Source organism: Massilia sp. Masssp94 (assembly GCF_059491305.1).
In genome coordinates this window covers 1,418,365-1,436,039 of sequence record NZ_CP168501.1, presented here as the reverse complement: position 1 = coordinate 1,436,039, position 17,675 = coordinate 1,418,365, and the positions used below count along the sequence as shown (strand labels likewise).

The 17,675-nt window shown below is 66.4% G+C and carries 9 protein-coding genes; 5 read left to right on the top strand and 4 right to left on the bottom strand.

What is annotated here, in order from left to right; all coding sequences use genetic code 11:
* Nucleotides 1-7: 7 nt before the first annotated feature.
* The 3 genes from map to glnE form a co-directional block, all read right to left on the bottom strand.
* Complete coding sequence (gene map, locus ACEN9G_RS06165) at nt 8-775, bottom strand: type I methionyl aminopeptidase (RefSeq protein WP_413340618.1); 768 nt, start codon at nt 773-775, stop codon at nt 8-10.
* 102 nt (nt 776-877) lie between these two features.
* On the bottom strand, nt 878-3,745 hold the full coding sequence (locus ACEN9G_RS06160) for a TonB-dependent receptor plug domain-containing protein (RefSeq protein WP_483126498.1): 2,868 nt from the start codon (nt 3,743-3,745) through the stop codon (nt 878-880).
* A 685-nt stretch (nt 3,746-4,430) separates the two neighbouring features.
* Nucleotides 4,431-7,187 carry a bifunctional [glutamate--ammonia ligase]-adenylyl-L-tyrosine phosphorylase/[glutamate--ammonia-ligase] adenylyltransferase gene (gene glnE, locus ACEN9G_RS06155; RefSeq protein WP_413340622.1) on the bottom strand — a complete coding sequence of 919 codons (2,757 nt, stop codon included), beginning with the start codon at nt 7,185-7,187 and terminating at the stop codon, nt 4,431-4,433.
* A 166-nt stretch (nt 7,188-7,353) separates the two neighbouring features.
* Between glnE and ACEN9G_RS06150 the strand changes: the two genes are divergently transcribed.
* From ACEN9G_RS06150 to ACEN9G_RS06130, 5 genes are all read left to right on the top strand, one after another.
* A complete protein-coding gene (locus ACEN9G_RS06150; RefSeq protein ID WP_483126497.1) occupies nt 7,354-11,583 on the top strand; it encodes a YhdP family protein in 4,230 nt (1,409 codons plus the stop codon).
* Entirely contained in the window at nt 11,580-12,380 is an 801-nt protein-coding gene (locus tag ACEN9G_RS06145; RefSeq protein WP_413340468.1) for a carbon-nitrogen hydrolase family protein, read from the top strand. Before ACEN9G_RS06150 ends, ACEN9G_RS06145 begins: the two co-directional genes overlap by 4 nt.
* Nucleotides 12,381-12,423: 43 nt before the next feature.
* Nucleotides 12,424-13,884 (top strand): metalloprotease TldD, encoded by a 1,461-nt coding sequence (gene tldD / locus ACEN9G_RS06140; protein ID WP_056123277.1) that lies wholly within the window; start codon nt 12,424-12,426, stop codon nt 13,882-13,884.
* A gap of 61 nt (nt 13,885-13,945) precedes the next feature.
* On the top strand, nt 13,946-14,314 hold the full coding sequence (locus ACEN9G_RS06135) for a hypothetical protein (RefSeq protein WP_413340471.1): 369 nt from the start codon (nt 13,946-13,948) through the stop codon (nt 14,312-14,314).
* 105 nt (nt 14,315-14,419) lie between these two features.
* Nucleotides 14,420-14,614 carry a hypothetical protein gene (locus ACEN9G_RS06130; protein ID WP_413340473.1) on the top strand — a complete coding sequence of 65 codons (195 nt, stop codon included), beginning with the start codon at nt 14,420-14,422 and terminating at the stop codon, nt 14,612-14,614.
* Here ACEN9G_RS06130 and ACEN9G_RS06125 read toward each other — a convergent pair.
* A complete protein-coding gene (locus ACEN9G_RS06125) occupies nt 14,611-17,475 on the bottom strand; it encodes a TonB-dependent receptor (protein ID WP_413340475.1) in 2,865 nt (954 codons plus the stop codon). The genes ACEN9G_RS06130 and ACEN9G_RS06125 overlap by 4 nt on opposite strands.
* Between the last annotated feature and the right edge of the window lie 200 nt (nt 17,476-17,675).

Here is a 17,675-nt window from a genome sequence, read left to right as displayed (position 1 = left end):
CGTTTTTTTATTTCGTCTTCGGCCAGGGCGTCAGGATCTCGAAGCCGTTCTTCGTCACCGCGATCATGTGTTCCCACTGCGCGGACAACGACCGGTCGCGCGTCACGACGGTCCAGCCGTCGTCGAGCTGTTCGACGTCGGCCTCGCCCAGGTTGATCATCGGCTCGACGGTGAAGGTCATGCCTTCCTTGATGAGCATGCCCGTGTTGGGGCGGCCGTAGTGCAGCACCTGCGGGTCTTCGTGATAGACCTTGCCGATGCCGTGGCCGCAGTATTCGCGCACGACGGAATAGCCCTGGGCTTCCGCCAGCTTCTGGATCGCATGGCCCACGTCGCCCAGGCGCGCGCCCGGGCGCACGGCGCGGATGCCGGCCATCATGGCATCGTACGTCGTGTCGACGAGTTTCCTTGCCTCCGGGCTTGGGGTGCCGACGAAGTACATGCGGCTCGTGTCGCCATGCCAGCCGTCCTTGATCACGGTGACGTCGATGTTGACGATGTCGCCGTCCTGCAGGATCTCGGCGGGGGAGGGGATGCCGTGGCAGACGACGCTGTTCACGGACGTGCACAGGGTCTTCGGAAAGCCGTGGTAGCCGACGTTGGCGGGCGTGGCCTTCTGCACCTTGCGGATGTATTCATTGCAGCGGCGGTCGAGTTCTTCCGTGGAGACGCCGGGGACGACGTATTCCGCGATCATTTCCAGCACCTCGGCCGCCAGGCGGCCGGAGACGCGCATCTTGGCGATGTCTTTGTCAGTCTTGAGTTTGATAGGCATGGTTCGTTGAGTGTGCACCGATCGCTCATGATAGCCGATGCACGAAAAAAAATGCCCGCCAGGCGAACCCGGCGGGCATTGTTCAGGCTGTCACTTGCGTGATCAGAAGGCCTGGTTGTAACGCACGTAGATGAAGCGGTCGATCGGCAGGTTGGCGTCCACAGCCGACGAGGACGACGCACCCAGCACGGTGGTACGCGGTTCCTTGTCGAAGATGTTGTTGGCGCCGACCATGATCTGGCCTTTCCACGAGGTCTTGTAGGCGACGCTCACGTCGTTGTAGACCATCGCGCCCTTCTTGTTGTAGCCGGTACCCCAGTTGGCGTGACCTTGCGGGGTCGAGCATTCCACGGTGCTGCTGTAGCACTTGTCGCGCATCGCGCCGAAGTAGCGGGCCGTCCAGGTGGCGCTCCAGTTGCCCAGGCTCCAGTCCAGCGCGACGTTCGACTTCACGCGGTAGTAGGCGACGCCGCCGCTGCCGTCGTATTCGCCCAGCGAGCTTTCCCAGTCGGCCGTGTTGTCGGCCTTGGTGCGGTACTTGGTCACGAAGGTCGAGTCCGAACGCACGCCGAAGGCGCCATAGGCACCACGCTTGAAGCGGTAGGCGAACGACAGGTCGTAGCCTTCGGTTTCCAGCGCGCCCAGGTTGGCGTTGCCGCGCGAGAGGTTCGTGATCTGGCCGGTGATCGGGTCACGCTTGATCGCGTTGCAGAACGACTGGACACCCTGCACGTAGCAGTATTCGGCGACCTGGGTGGCCGAGATGCCGGTGATCAGGTTGTCGACACGGATGTTGTACCAGTCCAGCGAGCCCGACAGACCCGGCAGGAAGGCCGGGCTGTAGACGAAGCCGAAGGTCTTCGTCTTGGCGCGTTCCGGCTGCAGCGAGGCGTTGCCGGCGCCCGACATGAACGGGTTGGCGCTCTGTGCGCCGCCCGCGTCGGTGATCGGGGTGTTGGTCTGGTCGGTCTGGCGGAAGCCCGGACGTGCGCCTTGCGCCGTGCAGCGTGCATCGACGCCCGGCGTGCCGCGCTGGCCGTACAGGCTGTCGCACGGGTCCATGTACGTGTCGTAGGTCTGCTGGCCGCCGCCGAACGTGTCGCCCACGGTCGGAGCGCGGAAGCCCTGTGCCCACGTGCCGCGCACCAGCACGTCCTTGATCGGCTTCCACATGAAGCTGGCTTTGCTGTTGTGGGTGTTGCCGAAGTTGCTGTAGTCCGAGTAGCGGGTTGCCAGGTCGACGCTCAGCAGCTCCGCGAAGCGCACACCCTTCAGGATCGGGATGTTCGTTTCGAGGTAGGCTTCACGCACCGAGTACTTGCCGATGGTCGAGTTGCCGGCCAGGTCGGTCGAGTAGCCCGATTGTTCGAACTGGCCCGGGATGTCGTAGCCGCGTACTTCGCGGTGTTCGACGCCGCCTGCCACGCCCAGCATGCCTGCCGGCAGCTGCAGCAGTTCGCCGCTGATGTTGGCGGTCGCGCTGTTGATGGTCGAGCCATAGGTGGCCTGGCCGGTCGACATCACGTAGTCCAGGGTTTCCTTGTTGGCTGCGCCCGGACCGGCGATGATGTTGAACGGCTTGCATTCCGCCAGCGGGATCGGCGAGGCCGCGGTGCCGCACTGGACGACGCCGCTGGCGTTCAGGAACGACGGACCGAGAGCCTTCTTCAGGTTCAGCAGGTTGACGTTGCCGGTGCCCATGGTCGTGCCGCGGACGGCGCTGTGGTTGTAGCCCACGTCCCAGTTCCAGGCCTTGCCTTGCCAGTCGAAGTTGCCCGACAGGGTGGTGTCGACGTGGAACGTGTTGTTGGTGTTTTCCGTCACGCGCGGCACTTCGACGGTGCGGCGGATGAAGTACAGGTCTTCACCGAACGGGTTGTAGTAGTTGTCCTTGTCGATGTAGACCGGGTAGCTCGGCTGTGCATCGCTGCGCAGCGGGTAGCCTGCGACCTGCGCGGACGACTGGCGCTGCGAATACATCGCGGTCGTGCTCAGCTGCATGTTGTACGGCAGTTCCAGCGTGCCCTTGGTGAACAGCGTGTCCAGGCGGTTCGGCATCTGGAACATCATCTGCGAGGCGCTGTTGAACTTGTCCTCGACGATGCTGCTCTTCCAGTCGTGGTAGTTGGCCGTGTTGCGCGGATCCGAGCCCGTGCCCATGCCGTTGCCGCCGGCGCCGCCGGTGTGGTTCAGCACGTAGTCGAAGGCATCGCCGTTGGCCGGCAGGACTTCAGCCCACGGGCCCGCGCCCAGGCCGGCGGTCGGGTGAGCCGGGCCCTTCGGGTATTTGGTGATGTCGCGGTCGCGGGCCCACACGGTGCCCTGTTCGGTGTGCGACAGGCCGACCATCAGCGACGCCTTGTCGGAGCTGGCGCCGTAGGTCAGCGAGAAGTCCTTCGCGCGGCCGTCGGCCTTGTCGTTGGCGCCGCTGTAGATGCTCAGCTGGCCACCATCCATGCGCTTCTTCAGGATGATGTTGACCACGCCCGAGATCGCGTCCGAGCCGTAGATCGACGAGGCGCCGTCCTTCAGGACTTCGATGCGCTCGATCATGGCCGACGGGATGGTCGACATGTCGGTATAGCCGTCGACGGACTGGGTCCAGCGCTTGCCGTCCACCAGGACCAGCAGGCGGTTCGAGCCGAGGTTGCGCAGGCTGATGTACTGGCCGCCGTTTTCACGGTTCGACGTCAGCGAACCGCCGCGGTCGAAGTCCGGCGTACCGGCGGAAGACAATTGGTTCAGGATGTCACCGACGGTCACGAGACCCGTCTTTTGAATCTGTTCCTGGGTCATGACCTGGATCGGTTGTGCCGTTTCCACGTCGACCTGGCGGATGCGCGAGCCGGTCACTTCGACGCGCTGCAGGGGCGCCGATTGGGTCTCTTGCGCGTAAGCCGCTTGCATCCCGAGCGCGACGCCGCCGAGGCAGATCAGGCGGATCGAGCGGGACAAGACTTTTTCCATCATGGTTACAAAACTCCTAGGTTAGGGCACGGCGAACTGGGTAGCAGCAGCCGTGTGAGGCCGTCGCTGCAAAGCGACTGTTTTGAAAGCAATGTGGTTAACATTTTTTTTCAAGCTGGCAATGGAAGCATCCACCGTGGCAGCCTGTCAATGTTCAAGGGTGCATATTTGTGGGTGTTGCGGGTTTGCGTAATTACAATAAAATCAATGGAGTTGCCCATATTTACGGCAACAAATATTGTGTACAGACATGAATCTATGCCGAAAGCATCAGTTTGGGCGTAGAACCCCCTACAGATAGCTGAAATAGGTGCAACATTCTTTTACGGCAGGAATGCATCAGATTGGTGCAAGAGGATTTGCACGCCTTTTAAACTGTTACATTTGTACAACAGGCAAAATTTCTTGAAAGGTCAGAACGACTGGTTGTCGCGCACGTAGACAGGGGATCGATCGGCAACTGCGGGTCGACGGGTGCGCCGCTGAAGTAGCGCGACGCCAGGGGCACGGCCAATGCGATTCTCTTTCGTTGTGACATTGAGTCTCCGATTTAGACATTGCTGCAGATCACGCAACGTTAGTCATACCGGTGGCTTATGTATTGACGAGAATCAAGCCGTAAATATGTTCGCGAGGAAAAGTTAAGGAATAGCAAATTCCCGAGCGAAATAATACGCTCGGGATAGCGTCAGACGTGGAAGCAGTCGTGCCACAGCCGGACGACGACATCGGCATGTTTCGCGACGAGGCTGCGTTCCACGCGAGCATTTTCCTGGCCCTGCAGGCGGACCTGGTGCTGCAATTTGCGCATGGCGCGGTACGCCACGGCGGCGCCATCGGCCAGGCCCATGTCGATGAGGCCCAGCGTGCCGCACAGTTTCAGCAACGCGATGTTGCCGACGTTCGCCGTCAGTTGCGGATACGCGGCCGCATGGCGCAGCACGAGGTATTGCACGATGAATTCGATGTCGATCATGCCGCCTTCGTCGTGCTTCAGGTCGAAACGTTCGTCGCGGGGCGGGTGCGCGTCGCGCATGCGCTGGCGCATCTTGACGACTTCCTCGCGCAGTTCGGCTTCGCGGCCCGAGCGGTCCTGGCGCAGCACCTGTTCGCGGATCGCCTCGAAGCGGGCGCCGATGCCGGTGTCGCCCGCGCAGAAGCGGGCGCGCGTGAGGGCCTGGTGCTCCCACAGCCACGCGGAGGATTGCTGGTAGCGTTCGAACGCCCCCACGGACGACACGAGCATGCCGGACGCGCCGTCCGGCCGCAGCGCCGTGTCGATGTCGAACAGGATGCCGGCCGGCGTATGCGTCGTCATCCACGTGATGAAGCGCTGGGCCAGCTTGGCGTAGTTCGAGGGCGCCATGTCGTCGTCGTCGTCGAACAGGAAGATGACGTCCAGGTCGGACACATAGCCCAGTTCCTTGCCGCCCAGCTTGCCGTAGGCGATCACGGCGAAGCGCGGCACTTCCACGTGGCGGGACGCGATCGTGCGCCAGGCGCGGCGCACGACCTCGCACACGATCAGGTCGGCCAGCGCGGACAGGTGGTCGGCCAGGCGTTCGACGGACAGTTCTCCGGCGAGATCCAGCGCCAGCAGGCGGAACATCTGGGCGTGGTGGGCTTCGCGCAGGATGTCGAGCTGGCGCTCGGTATCGCCCGTGGCCGCGTCGAGCTGGGCCGCGAGGCTCGCCGCCAGCGAAGGCAGATCCTCGGCCGCGTTGCCGCGGTCGTCCAGCAGCTCGTCCAGCAGGATCGGGTGCTGGGTGAGGAACGTGGCGGCCCAGCCGGACGCGTTGATCATGCGGAGCACCCGCTCCAGCGTGTGCGGATATTCCGTCAGCAGCGACAGGTACGCTGAGCGGCGTGCAATGGCTTCGAAGAAATCGAGCAAACGGCCCAGCGTGGCCGCGTGGCTGCCGGCACCCGCCTGCGCGACGACGTTCGGGATCTGCGTCAGCGCCGTGTTGACGAGGGCGACGAGGCGGTGGCGGCTCGCTTCCGGCAACGTCTGCAGCTTGGGCGCCTGCCATGTGGCGACCAGGCGGTTCGCGCCGGCCTGCGGGTCGTCGAAGCCGAGGCTCGCGAGGCGGTCGGCGATGGCGTCGCGGTTGTCCGGATCGGTCAGCAGCGCGTCCGGGTCGACGGGCTCGCTGCCTGCCGCCTTGTCGGCGAAGATCGCGTCGAACTGGGCGGCGACGAACGCGCGCCACGCGTCCAGCCGGGCCAGCAGTTCGGCCTCGTCGGCCATGCCCATCATGCGCGCGACGGTGTTGCGATCCTCCGGCGCGACGGGCATCGTGTGCGTCTGGGCATCTTCCAGGTATTGGAGGCGGTGCTCCAGGTTGCGCAGGAATGTATAAGCTTCAAGCAATTGCTCGACCGTGTCCGCAGCCAGCAGTTCGCGCTCGGCCAGCAGGCGCAAGGTCTTGCGCGTGGAACGCTCGCGCAGCGCCGGGTCGCGGCCGCCGCGGATCAATTGAAACACTTGCGCGAGGAATTCGATCTCGCGGATGCCGCCGCGGCCCAGCTTGACGTTCTGGTTGCGCTCCGGATGCAGGCGCTCCTGGCGGTTGACCTCGGCGCGGATCTGGGCGTGCATGGTGCGGATCGCGTCGATCACGCCGAAGTCGAGATAGCGCCGGAACACGAACGGCCGCACGATGGCGTCGAGGGCCGCGATGTCGGCCGGATCGCCGGTGACCGCGCGCGCCTTGACCCACGCATAACGTTCCCATTCGCGCCCCTGTACGATCAGGTAGTCCTCGACCATGTTCAGGCTCGCCACGAGCGGGCCCGACTTGCCGTTTGGACGCAGTGCCATATCTACGCGGAACGTAAAACCGTCCTCGGTGACTTCGGACAGCGCGGCGATCAGCTTGCGGCCCAGGCGCACGAAGAATTCGTGGTTGGACAGGGATTTCTGGCCGGGGCCGGCTTTCGTATCGCCGTCCTCGGGGTAGACGAAGATGAGGTCGATGTCCGACGAGACGTTCAGTTCGCCGCCGCCGTGCTTGCCCATCGCCAGCACCATCATCTGCTGGGGACGGCCGGAATCGGCGCCGACCGGCTCGCCGTGCAGCGCGGTCATCTCCGCCATCAGCTCGGCCAGATGGGTCTGGACGGCGAAATCGGCGAAGCGGCTCATGGCGGTCACGACTTCGTCCAGGTCGGCCTGGCCGTCGAGGTCGCGCCGGATGATGGTGCAGATGAGCAGGTTGCGCAGCCGGCGCATGGCCCGCGTTGTCGGCAGGACCGTGCCGTCGGGACCAGAAGCGGCCTCGGTCGCCAGCGCTGCGCCGAAATCGAGGGAGGCCAGCGATAATGCGGACAGGGTATCGACGCGCCCGGCACGGGCCGGATCGGCGGCGAGCCAGCGTTGGTAATAGCGCGACATCTGCGCGGCCGACTGCGAAGAAGCTTGGAAAGGGAAAGCATGGAGCATGAGGCGAATTCCAGACGAGTTGTGCGTTTCGGGACGCTTGCTATGGGGTAAAATTGCCCGCCATGCTGCCCTGGGTCAGCACGATGTTAAGGTAGACGCCGCGGATGTTGCAAGCGCTCTCTTTTATTTACAGATTAACAACTCGGCGAGTCTTTTGACGCTATTGATGCACAACCCGGAACCGCAGGCGCAGCGCGAGCCCAACGCGCATGAGCAGGCGCACCCCCAGACGCACGCGCTGCCGCTGGTGGAGCGCTGGGCCCGCGCGCGTGCCTGCTACCGCTATGCGAACCTCGCGTCGCATCATGTGCTCGGCTTCACGATCAAGGCCGTCCTGCTCGTCTACTTCGCGTTCACGGTGCTGTTCCTGGTGCTGCGCTACGCAGTCCTGCCGAACATCGATTACTACAAGCCCGACATCGAAAAGGCCGCCAGCCGCGCGCTGGGCAACCAGGTGACCATCGCGCGCGTCTACGCATCGTGGCGCGGCCTGCGCCCGAACCTGTACCTGGGCGACCTGCGCCTGCACGACCGCGCCGGGCGCCAGCTGCTGGCGCTGCCGTCCGTGTCCGCCACCGTGTCGTGGTGGTCCGTGGTGGCGGCCGAACCCCGGTTCGAGGCGCTGGAAATCAACCGGCCGGAACTGGACGTGCGGCGCGGTGCGGACGGCATCATCGCCGTCGCGGGCGTGCGCATCGATCCCAATAAAAAGGAAGAGGGCGGCGGCGCCGACTGGCTGCTGCGCCAGCACGAGGTCGTGATCCGCGAAGGCCGCCTGACGTGGACGGACGAACTGCGCGCCGCGCCCACGCTCGCGCTGTCGGACGTGACGCTCGTGCTGCAGAACCGCTGGACCACGCACCGCTTCGCCCTGAAGGCCGCGCCGCCGGCGGGCGCGGGCGACCCGCTCGACCTGCGCGCGCGCTTCTCCCACCCGCCGTTCGGCGCCAAGCCGTCCGATGCAAGGCGCTGGAAAGGCCAGGTGTATGCCGACCTGCGCAACACCGACCTCGCCGCCTGGAAGCAGTACGTCGATTATCCGTTCACCCTGCAGGAAGGCCGCGGCTCCGTGCGCGCCTGGCTCGACTTCGACCACGCCCGCCTGGCCGGGTTCACGGCCGACCTGGCGCTGGCCGGCGTCAGCGCGCGCCTCGGCCCGGACACGCCGCCGCTGGCCCTGTCGCGCGTAGCGGGCCGGCTGTCGGCCAGCGAGACCATCGCGCCGAACGTGGACGACGGCAAGCCGACCTTCGGCGCGCTGGGCCATGCGATCGGCCTGGAAAATTTCTCCGTCGTCACGGAAGGCGGCGTCGTGCTGCCGCCGGCCACCCTGAACGAGTCGTGGCGCCCCGCCACGCGCACCCAGCCGGAACGGTTCGAAGTGCGCGCCGAACAGCTGGACGTGGGCGCGCTGGCTGCGCTGGCCGTGCAACTGCCCATCGCGCCGGCGCACCGCCAGCTGCTGACGGAACTGGCGCCGCGCGGCCGCATCAACGACGCCGACGTCGAATGGCAGGGCCGCTTCCCGCACATCACCGGCTACCGTGCGCGCGGCGACGTCGAGAACCTCGGCATGAATCCGCTGGCGGCGCGCGCCGAGCTCGCCGCAACCGATGGTCACCCGGCCCAGCCCGCGCGCCCCGCGCTGCCGGGTTTCAGGAATCTGTCGGGCCGCATCGACGCGAGCGACCATGGCGGCAGCGTCGACATCGATTCCGACAAGCTCGTGCTGGCGCTGCCGGCCTGGTTCGCCGATCCGGAAATGCCGTTCGATCAATTTGCGCTGCACGCACGCTGGACGCAGCTGGCGGACGAGCAGCTGGCCGTCGACGTCGACAGCCTGAACCTGACCCAGGGCGCGCTGAAGGCGAGCTTGACGGGCCGCCACGTGCTGTCGTTGAAAGCCGGCCAGGGGCCGGGCAATGCCGACTTCACGGGCACGGTCGACAATTTCGAGATCGGCAGCATCGGCCGCTGGCTGCCGCTCGCGACGCCGGAAGGCCTGCGCGAATGGCTGACGGGTGCGCTCCAGGGCGGCATGCTGCACGACGCGCGCCTGCGCCTGCGCGGCGACCTGGCTCACTTCCCGTTCCGCGCCGAGAATGCCGTGCAGCGCGCCAAGGGCGAGTTCCGCGTCGGCGGCCGCATCGAAGACGGCAAGCTCGAGTACGCGCCCAGCCACAAGGCGGCGGACGGCAAGACGCCGCTGTGGCCGCTGCTGGAAAACATCGACGGGTCCATCGTGTTCGACCGCGCCCGCATGGACATCCACGCCGACACGGCACGCACGCAGGGCATCGCCCTGTCGAACGTGAAGGCCGTGATCCCCGAGCTGGGCATCCACGAGATGATGCTCGACATCGACGGCACGGCCGCCGGCCCGCTGCCCGAGTTCCTGCACTACGTGGCGGCCAGCCCCGTGCTCGAATGGATCGGCCATTTCACCGAGGACACCAAGGGGACCGGCCCGGCGAAGCTGGGCCTGAAGCTGCACCTGCCGCTCGCCAGCCTGCACGATGCGAAGGTGCAGGGCGCGCTGCAATTGCAGAACAACGAGGTCGTGCTGTTCCCCGACCTGCCGCCGATCGAGGCCGCGCTGGGCCGCATCGAGTTTTCCGAACACGGCGTGAACCTGAACGGCGTGGGCGCCAGCTTCCTCGGCGGGCCGCTGCAATTGTCCGGCGGCACCCAGCGCGACGGCAGCATCCAGATCCGCATGGCCGGCAGCGCCACGGCCGAGGGCATGCGCCAGACGCGTTCCCTGCCGGCGCTGCAGCGCCTGGGCAATAAACTGTCCGGCGGCGCGCGCTTCGGCGGCACCGTCACGGTGAAGGACCGCCAGACCCAGATCATCCTCGACACCAACCTGGCCGGCCTCGGCATCGAACTGCCGGCGCCGCTGAACAAGCCCGCCCCGGACGCGCTGCCGCTGCACTTCGTCCTCACGGGCCAGCCGACGGGGACGGACGGCGTCGGCCACGACGACATCCGCATCCAGCTGGGCAATATCGCCGCCGCGAAATACGTGCGCGAGCGCCAGCCCCACGGCCCGTGGATCGTCAAGCGGGGCGGCATCGGCGTCAACGTGCCGGCGCCCGAGCCGGACAGCGGCATGATGATCAACGTGAACATGAAAGCGCTGAACGTCGACCGCTGGCTTGCCGCGGCGGCCGACATCGCCGGGCCGGGCGAGGCGGCGCCGGCTGCGTCCACTGAAACCGGCGGCGGCATGGCCCAGTACGTCGTGCCTGACATCGTGGCCGCCCGTGCCGGCGAACTGATCATCGGCGAGCGGGCGCTGCGCGACGTCGTCGTCGGCGCCACGCACCAGAACAATACGTGGCAGGCCAGCATCGATTCGCGCCAGGTCGTCGGCTACGTCACGTGGGCCGAATCGGGCCAGGGCCTGGGCAAGGTGACGGCGCGCCTGGCGTCGCTCGTGATCCCGGAATCGTCCGCGAACGAAGTCAAGGACCTGCTCGAATCGAACAAGGGCGCCAGCGCCAGCATCCCGGCCCTCGACATCGTGGCCGACCGCTTCGAGCTGTTCAACAAGCAGTTCGGCCGCCTGGAACTCGTGGCCAGCAATGCGCAGGCGCTGGCCGGACGCGAATGGCGCATCGAAAAGCTGGCGCTGACGAATCCGGACGGCCAGCTGAAGGCGAACGGCCGCTGGCTCACGCGCGACGGCAAGAGCAACACGGCGCTCAATTTCACGCTCGACATCAGCGACGCCGGCCGCCTGCTGGATCGCCTGGGCTTCCCGGAGACGCTGCGCCACGGCAAGGGCTCGCTGTCCGGCGACATCTCCTGGGCCGGCCTGCCGTACTCGCTCGACATTCCGAGCCTGTCGGGCCAGATCCAGATGAATGTCGAGGATGGCCAATTCCTCAAGCAGGATCCTGGTGCCGCGAAGCTGTTGGGCGTGCTGAGCCTGCAGATGCTGCCGCGCATGCTGAAGCTCGACTTCCACGACGTGTTCTCGGAAGGCCTCGCCTTCGACGGCATCACGGCGAACGCGATGATCACACGCGGCGTCGTGCGCACGGACAATCTCAAGATGCATGGCGTGGCGGCGACGGTGCTGATGGACGGCACGGCCGACATCGCGCACGAATCGACGAACCTGCACGTCGTCGTGATCCCGGAATTCAATCTCGGCACCAGCTCGCTCGTGTACGGCCTCGCGGTGAACCCCGTGATCGGCCTCGGCAGCTTCCTGGCCCAGCTGTTCCTGCGCGCGCCCGTCATGAAGGCGCTGACTTACCACATGCAGGTGACGGGACCGTGGAAGTCGCCGCACATCGTCAAGCTGGACAATTCGCCGGCCGTGAACGCCGCCGCCGAGAAAGCGGCCGCGCAGGACCGCAACAAGGACAAGAAGGGAAGCAAATGAAGACGATCGTCGCTGCCGTACAGATGGTGTCCACGCCCAACGTGGACGAGAACATTGCCACCGCGCGCCGTTTGATCGCGGACGCCGCCGCGCGCGGCGCGCAACTGGTCACGCTGCCGGAATACTGGCCCATCATGGGCATGACGGACACGGACAAGGTCGCCCGCGCGGAACAGCCGGGCCACGGCCCCATCCAGGATTTCCTGGCCGGACAGGCGCGCGAGCATGGCATCTGGCTCATCGGCGGCACCTTGCCCCTCGTGTCCGGCGACGCCGGGCGCGTGCTGAACACGACGCTCGTCTACGATCCGGCCGGGCAACATGTCGGCCGCTACGACAAGATCCACTTGTTCGGTTTTAATAAAGGCAGCGAATCGTACGACGAGGCCCGCACCATCGTACCGGGCGAGACGGTCGGCGGCTTCGACGCGCCGTTCGGCAAGGTCGGCCTGGCCATCTGCTACGACCTGCGCTTCCCGGAACTGTTCCGCGCGATGGGCGATTGCGCGTTGATCGTCGTGCCGGCCGCGTTCACGCACACGACGGGCCTCGCCCACTGGGAAGTGCTGCTGCGCGCCCGCGCCATCGAAAACCAGTGCTACGTGCTGGCCTCCGCACAAGGCGGCACGCACGTGAACGGCCGCCGCACGTTCGGCCACAGCATGCTGATCGACCCGTGGGGCGAGGTGAAGGACGTGTTGCCGGAAGGCGAGGGCGTCGTCAGCGGCGCGATCGATCCCGGCTACATCGCGAAGGTGCGCGAGAGTTTGCCGGCACTGAAACACCGCAAACTTTAAGGTATGGCACAATGCCCCATCCCTATCAGAAAGACCTGACGCAATGACTCCATTCGAACCGAATCTCTCCTCCCTCGCTGTCGCGCGCGACGTCCTGTTGACGCCATTCGGCCTCGACGAAGGCAAGCTGATCACGACGCTGGGGACCATGTTCACGCACAAGGTCGACTATGCCGACCTGTATTTCCAGTTCACCAAGAGCGAAGGCTGGAGCCTGGAAGAGGGCATCGTCAAGAGCGGCAGTTTTTCGATCGACCAGGGCGTCGGCGTGCGTGCCGTGTCGGGCGACAAGACCGCTTTCGCTTACTCCGACGAAATTTCGCAGGCCGCCCTGCTGGACGCCGCCGCGGCCACGCGCACGATCGCCCGCGCGGGCGCCGGCCGCGTGAAGGTTGCAGCGAACGTCCAGCCGTCCGGCGGCCGCTCGCTGTACCTGCCGCATGACCCGCTGGCCTCGCTCGACGCCACCGCGAAAGTTGCGCTGCTGGAGCGTGTCGAAAAGATCGCGCGTGCAAAAGACCCGCGCGTCGTGCAGGTGATGGCCGGCCTGGCCGGCGAGTACGACGTCGTGCTCGTCGTGCGCAGCGACGGCGTGCTGGCGGCCGACATCCGTCCGCTCGTACGCGTGTCCGTCACCGTCATCGCCGAGCAGAACGGCCGGCGCGAGATGGGCTCGTCGGGCGGCGGCGGCCGTTACGATTACAACTATTTCAGCGACGAACTGCTGGAGAAATACGCCAGCGAAGCCGTGCAGTCGGCTCTCGTGAACCTGGAAGCGCGTCCGGCCCCGGCCGGTCCGATGACCATCGTGCTCGGCCCTGGCTGGCCCGGCGTGCTGCTGCACGAAGCCGTCGGCCACGGCCTCGAAGGCGACTTCAACCGCAAGGGCTCGTCCGCGTATGCCGGCATGATCGGCCAGCGCGTCGCCGCGAAGGGCGTGACCGTCGTCGACGACGGCACGCTGCAGGACCGCCGCGGGTCGCTGAACATGGACGACGAGGGCAACCCGACCCAGTGCACGACCTTGATCGAAGACGGCATCCTGAAGGGCTATATCCAGGACACGATGAACGCGCGCCTGATGAAGATGCCGGTGACGGGCAATGCGCGCCGCGAATCGTTCGCCCACCTGCCGATGCCGCGCATGACGAACACGTACATGCTGGCCGGCGACAAGGACCCGGCCGAGATCCTGGCTTCGGTCAAGAACGGCCTGTACGCGGTGAACTTCGGCGGCGGCCAGGTCGACATCACGAACGGCAAGTTCGTGTTCTCGGCCAGCGAGGCCTACATGATCGAGGACGGTAAAGTGACGTACCCGGTGAAGGGCGCGACCCTGATCGGCAACGGTCCGGACACGATGAACCGCATCTCGATGATCGGCAACGACATGCGCCTGGACTCGGGCGTGGGCGTGTGCGGCAAGGAAGGCCAGAGCGTCCCGGTGGGCGTGGGCCAGCCGACCTTGCGCATCGACGGCGTGACCGTCGGCGGTACGGCGTAAGGCCTCGCCGCATCGCGCTGGCCTCCGCCTTCGCCGCCTTCTCTACCATAGCGCCCGCCCCGTGCGGGCGTTTGTTCTTCCGGTTTTTGTCGCTGCACTCGTCGCGTCCACGCAGTCCTGGTGCGCCGCGGCCGACGAACACACGAACGTCGCCACCCGCTTCGGGCCGGTGGAGACGCAGCCCGGCGCCGACCGTTCCGACATCCGCTTCCGCGGCGCATCGCTGGGGCAGGTCGACGGCAATGCGAGCCTCGTCAAGCTGACCGTGCGGGACGATGCCGACTACGTGCTCGTCGCTGCGGCGTTGCCCGGTCCGCAGTGCCGGCACCGCTTCACCCTGCCGCGGATCGGGCCGGGCGATGAAGCGACGATGTCGCAACCGTTCGGCGATTGCCTGAGCGGGTTCGGCGCCCGTCGTGCACGCGACTAGCTGGTCGTCCAGCTGGCGCAGGAGGGCACGCGCCGATGCGGACGCCATCGGAGCCGGCCTTGTGACACACTGGTTCCGACCGATCATCATCGCAAGGAGCGCGACATGGCCAACGATCAAGCACAGCAACCAGGCGCACAGCCGCCTCGGACCAACGCACAGCAGCCCGACGCGGCGGCGCCCGCACCGCAGCAACCCCCCGACTTCGACGGCCTCGAGGGCAAGAAGCCCGAAGAGCTGACGCCGGAAGAGCTGCGGCTGATGGCCGACACGATGCCCGGCGAAGGGCCCGGGGACTAGAACGAGTAGCGCGCCCCCAGCGTATAAAAGCGTCCGCGCGCACCCTCGTAGTCGAGCGGGTTGTACGCCTGCGCGCCGTAGGTAAGCGGGTCGAGCGGCGCGATCTTGTCGAACAGGTTCTGGACCGAGCCGAACACTTCCCAGCGCTGCTGCGGCTTCCAGCGCACCACCAGGTCGACCGTCGTGAACGACGCCAGTTCGCAACCGTTCGGGGCGTCGGCGCCGTTGGCGAAGGTCACGGCGCAACCGCTCGGGTCGCCCCGGAAGAAGCGGTTTTCCAGCACGCCGCGGTAGTTCACGTTGGCCGATACGCGCAGGTTGTTGCGGTCCCAGCCGAAGCGCATGTTGACACGGTCGGCCGGCGTGCCCGTGCAGTTCGTCACGTCGCAGTTGCCGTGCGTGCCCGCGAATTCGCGCGACGTACCGTCCCGTTCGGTGCGCAGCCATTCGAAGATGTGCGTGTACTTCACGTCGAACGTGGCATTGCCCCAGGCCTCCGGCAGGCGGTGGTTGTAGCGCGCGTCCACGTCGAGGCCGCGCACCTTGCTCTGGGCGGAGTTGACGTAGCGGGTCAGCACGGCCGTGATCTGGCCCGGGTCGCCCGGGATGCCGCTCACGCTGCCCGGGTCGCGCGCCACGCTGCCGGCAGCGATGGCGGCGTCGACCTGTTCCTGGTTGATCTCGTTCTTGCGCTTGATCTTCCAGTAGTCCACGGAGATGCTCGTGCGCGGCAGCGGGTCCCAGATGACACCCAGCGTGTAGCTCTTCGACCGTTCCGGCGACAGGTTCGGGTTGGGCGACGTGATCAGCGCCACCGATGCCGGGTTGCAGGCGTTCGTCACGCCCAGTGCGCAGCGCACGGGGTCGGCCGCGGTGGAGAACGCGGCCAGGCCGCCGACGCCGTTCTCGGCCGGACTCGGCGCGCGGAAGCCCCGCGCGAACGTGCCGCGCAGCGCAAATTCGCGCACCGGCGTCCACTTCAGGCCGAACTTCGGCGTGTACGAACTGCCGACGTCGGTGAAGTGGTCGTAGCGCAGCGCGGCCGACGCTTCCACGTTGAACGGCAGCGGCGCGAGGCCTTCGCCGTACAGCGCGAACACGTTGCGGGCGCCGGAATACGCGGAATAGCCCAGGCCGATGACATTGCCCCGTTCCGTGCCGGTGGTGGGCAGCAGTTCCGTCATCTCGTGGCGGAACTCGGTGCCCAGCGCCAGGCCCAGGTTGCCGGCCAGCCAGGGGATGCCGCTGTATTCGCGCGTGGCCTTGAAGTCGATCTGGCCGATCTTCGTGTTGGCCCTGTTGCCGATGGTGGGCGACAGCGCGGCGTACACGGCGGGCGAATTCACGCCCGCGTTCTCGGCGATGCGCCAGACGGTACCCAGCGGTAGCGCCGCATAAGCCGGGCTGTTCGCCGCCGCCGCCGCGATGTTGGCGGGCGTGGGATCGAGCAGGGCGAAGGCGACGTCGCGCTGCAGGAAACCGTTCTGGTTGTTGTTGACGTGGTTGTGCGAGAACAGCAGGGACGAGTCCCAGTCCCAGCCGTAGTGCGTGCCCCTGGCGCCGCCGAGCCAGCGCAGGAAGTTGGAATCGATGCTGGACTTGCGCGGCCCGACGTCGGCAGCCAGGTAGCGGATCCGCGCGGCCGTGCCGAAATACGGGTTGTCCGGATGGTTCGCACCGAGCTGGACGACGGCATTGTTCACGGGCCCGCCTGGGAAGCCCACGGAGGCGCTGACGGAGGAGGGCGTCGTGGCGGTGTCCGTCTGGCTCGTGTACCAGTTGAACTCGCTGTACAGCTGGAGCGACGGGTCCAGCTGCATCGTGCCGCGCAGGAAGAAGCTCAGGTTTTCCTGCTTCGGCTCGATCTGGTTGTACTGCATCGAGGCGTCGATCAGGCAGCCGCCGCCGGGATCGCCCTGCGGGTGGCTCGTGAAGTTGGAACAGGCCGCGCCGGGGAAGGTGCGGGTGAAGCCGGGGCCCGCCAGGTTGCCGCGGTTGTAGTAATTGGTCGGGTCGGCCGGATTGCGCACGTTGCCGTTGATGGCGTTGCCGGCCGTGCCGGTGCCGGGCAGGATGGCGCCGGTACCGCCGAGCGCCTGGTCGGCCGAATAGCCCCAGCGGCGCAGGTCGTTGCGGCCGATCCAGTCGCGGTCCGCGCGGTCGCGGTACCAGATCTCGTCGAACTTCTTGTACTCGATGCTGAACAGGACGTTGTAGCGGTCGGTGTCGAGGCTGCCGACGCCCTTGGTGAAGGCGACGTTCGTGCGCTTGCCGTCCCAGTCGTTGGTGGCGCCGCGCGAGAAGCGCACCGTGTTGCCCTGGAAGTCGCGGCGCAGGATGATGTTGACGACGCCGGCGATGGCGTCCGAACCGTAGATGGCGGACGCGCCGTCCTTCAGCACCTCGACGCGCTCGACGGCATCCGTCGGGATCACGTTCAGGTCCGTGAACTGCTTCTGGCCATCGTCGGCGAGGCCGTACGGGGCCATGCGGCGGCCGTTCAGCAGCACGAGCGTGGACGCCGCGCCCAGGCCGCGCAACGAGATGCCCGAGGCGCCGGCGGCGAAGCCGTTGCCGAAGGTGGTGGGCACGGAACCCTGGTTGTCGACGGCCAGCGTCTGCAGCAGCTCGGCCACGGTGGCCTTGCCGGAACGCTCGATGTCGGCGCGGTTGACGGTGATCACGGAGGACGCCGTTTCGGCCTCGGAGCGGCGGATGTTCGAGCCGGTGATCTCGACGCGCGGGACGGGTTTCGGTGCGACTTCCTGGGCCGGCGCCGGCAGCGCGAGGATCGTGAGGCCGATGGCGCCCCCGCCCGCGAACAGGCGTCGGATCGTTCGGGATATCGGGGTTTCAGTCATGTCCAGACTCCAATGCGATGAGGGATGGTCGACCCGGTGCGCATCAATCCGGGGCTCGTTGCGACTTTTGCATCTTGCATAAAGCGGCAACTGACATCTCTCAAGCGTGTCCGGCACAGCGGAAAAGATGTCGGGTTGATGCAACCGATCGCCTGTATAGGCAACCGTAACCGACAGATCACAGGCCAAATAAAGTCTTG

Coding starts and splice junctions, on each gene's coding strand:
- glnE (WP_413340622.1), bottom strand. CDS start 7,187: ATGCTCCATGCTTTCCCTTTCCAAGCTTCTTCGCAGTCGGCCGCGCAG.
- ACEN9G_RS06160 (WP_483126498.1), bottom strand. CDS start 3,745: ATGATGGAAAAAGTCTTGTCCCGCTCGATCCGCCTGATCTGCCTCGGC.
- ACEN9G_RS06125 (WP_413340475.1), bottom strand. CDS start 17,475: ATGACTGAAACCCCGATATCCCGAACGATCCGACGCCTGTTCGCGGGC.
- tldD (WP_056123277.1), top strand. CDS start 12,424: ATGACTCCATTCGAACCGAATCTCTCCTCCCTCGCTGTCGCGCGCGAC.
- map (WP_413340618.1), bottom strand. CDS start 775: ATGCCTATCAAACTCAAGACTGACAAAGACATCGCCAAGATGCGCGTC.
- ACEN9G_RS06130 (WP_413340473.1), top strand. CDS start 14,420: ATGGCCAACGATCAAGCACAGCAACCAGGCGCACAGCCGCCTCGGACC.
- ACEN9G_RS06150 (WP_483126497.1), top strand. CDS start 7,354: ATGCACAACCCGGAACCGCAGGCGCAGCGCGAGCCCAACGCGCATGAG.
- ACEN9G_RS06145 (WP_413340468.1), top strand. CDS start 11,580: ATGAAGACGATCGTCGCTGCCGTACAGATGGTGTCCACGCCCAACGTG.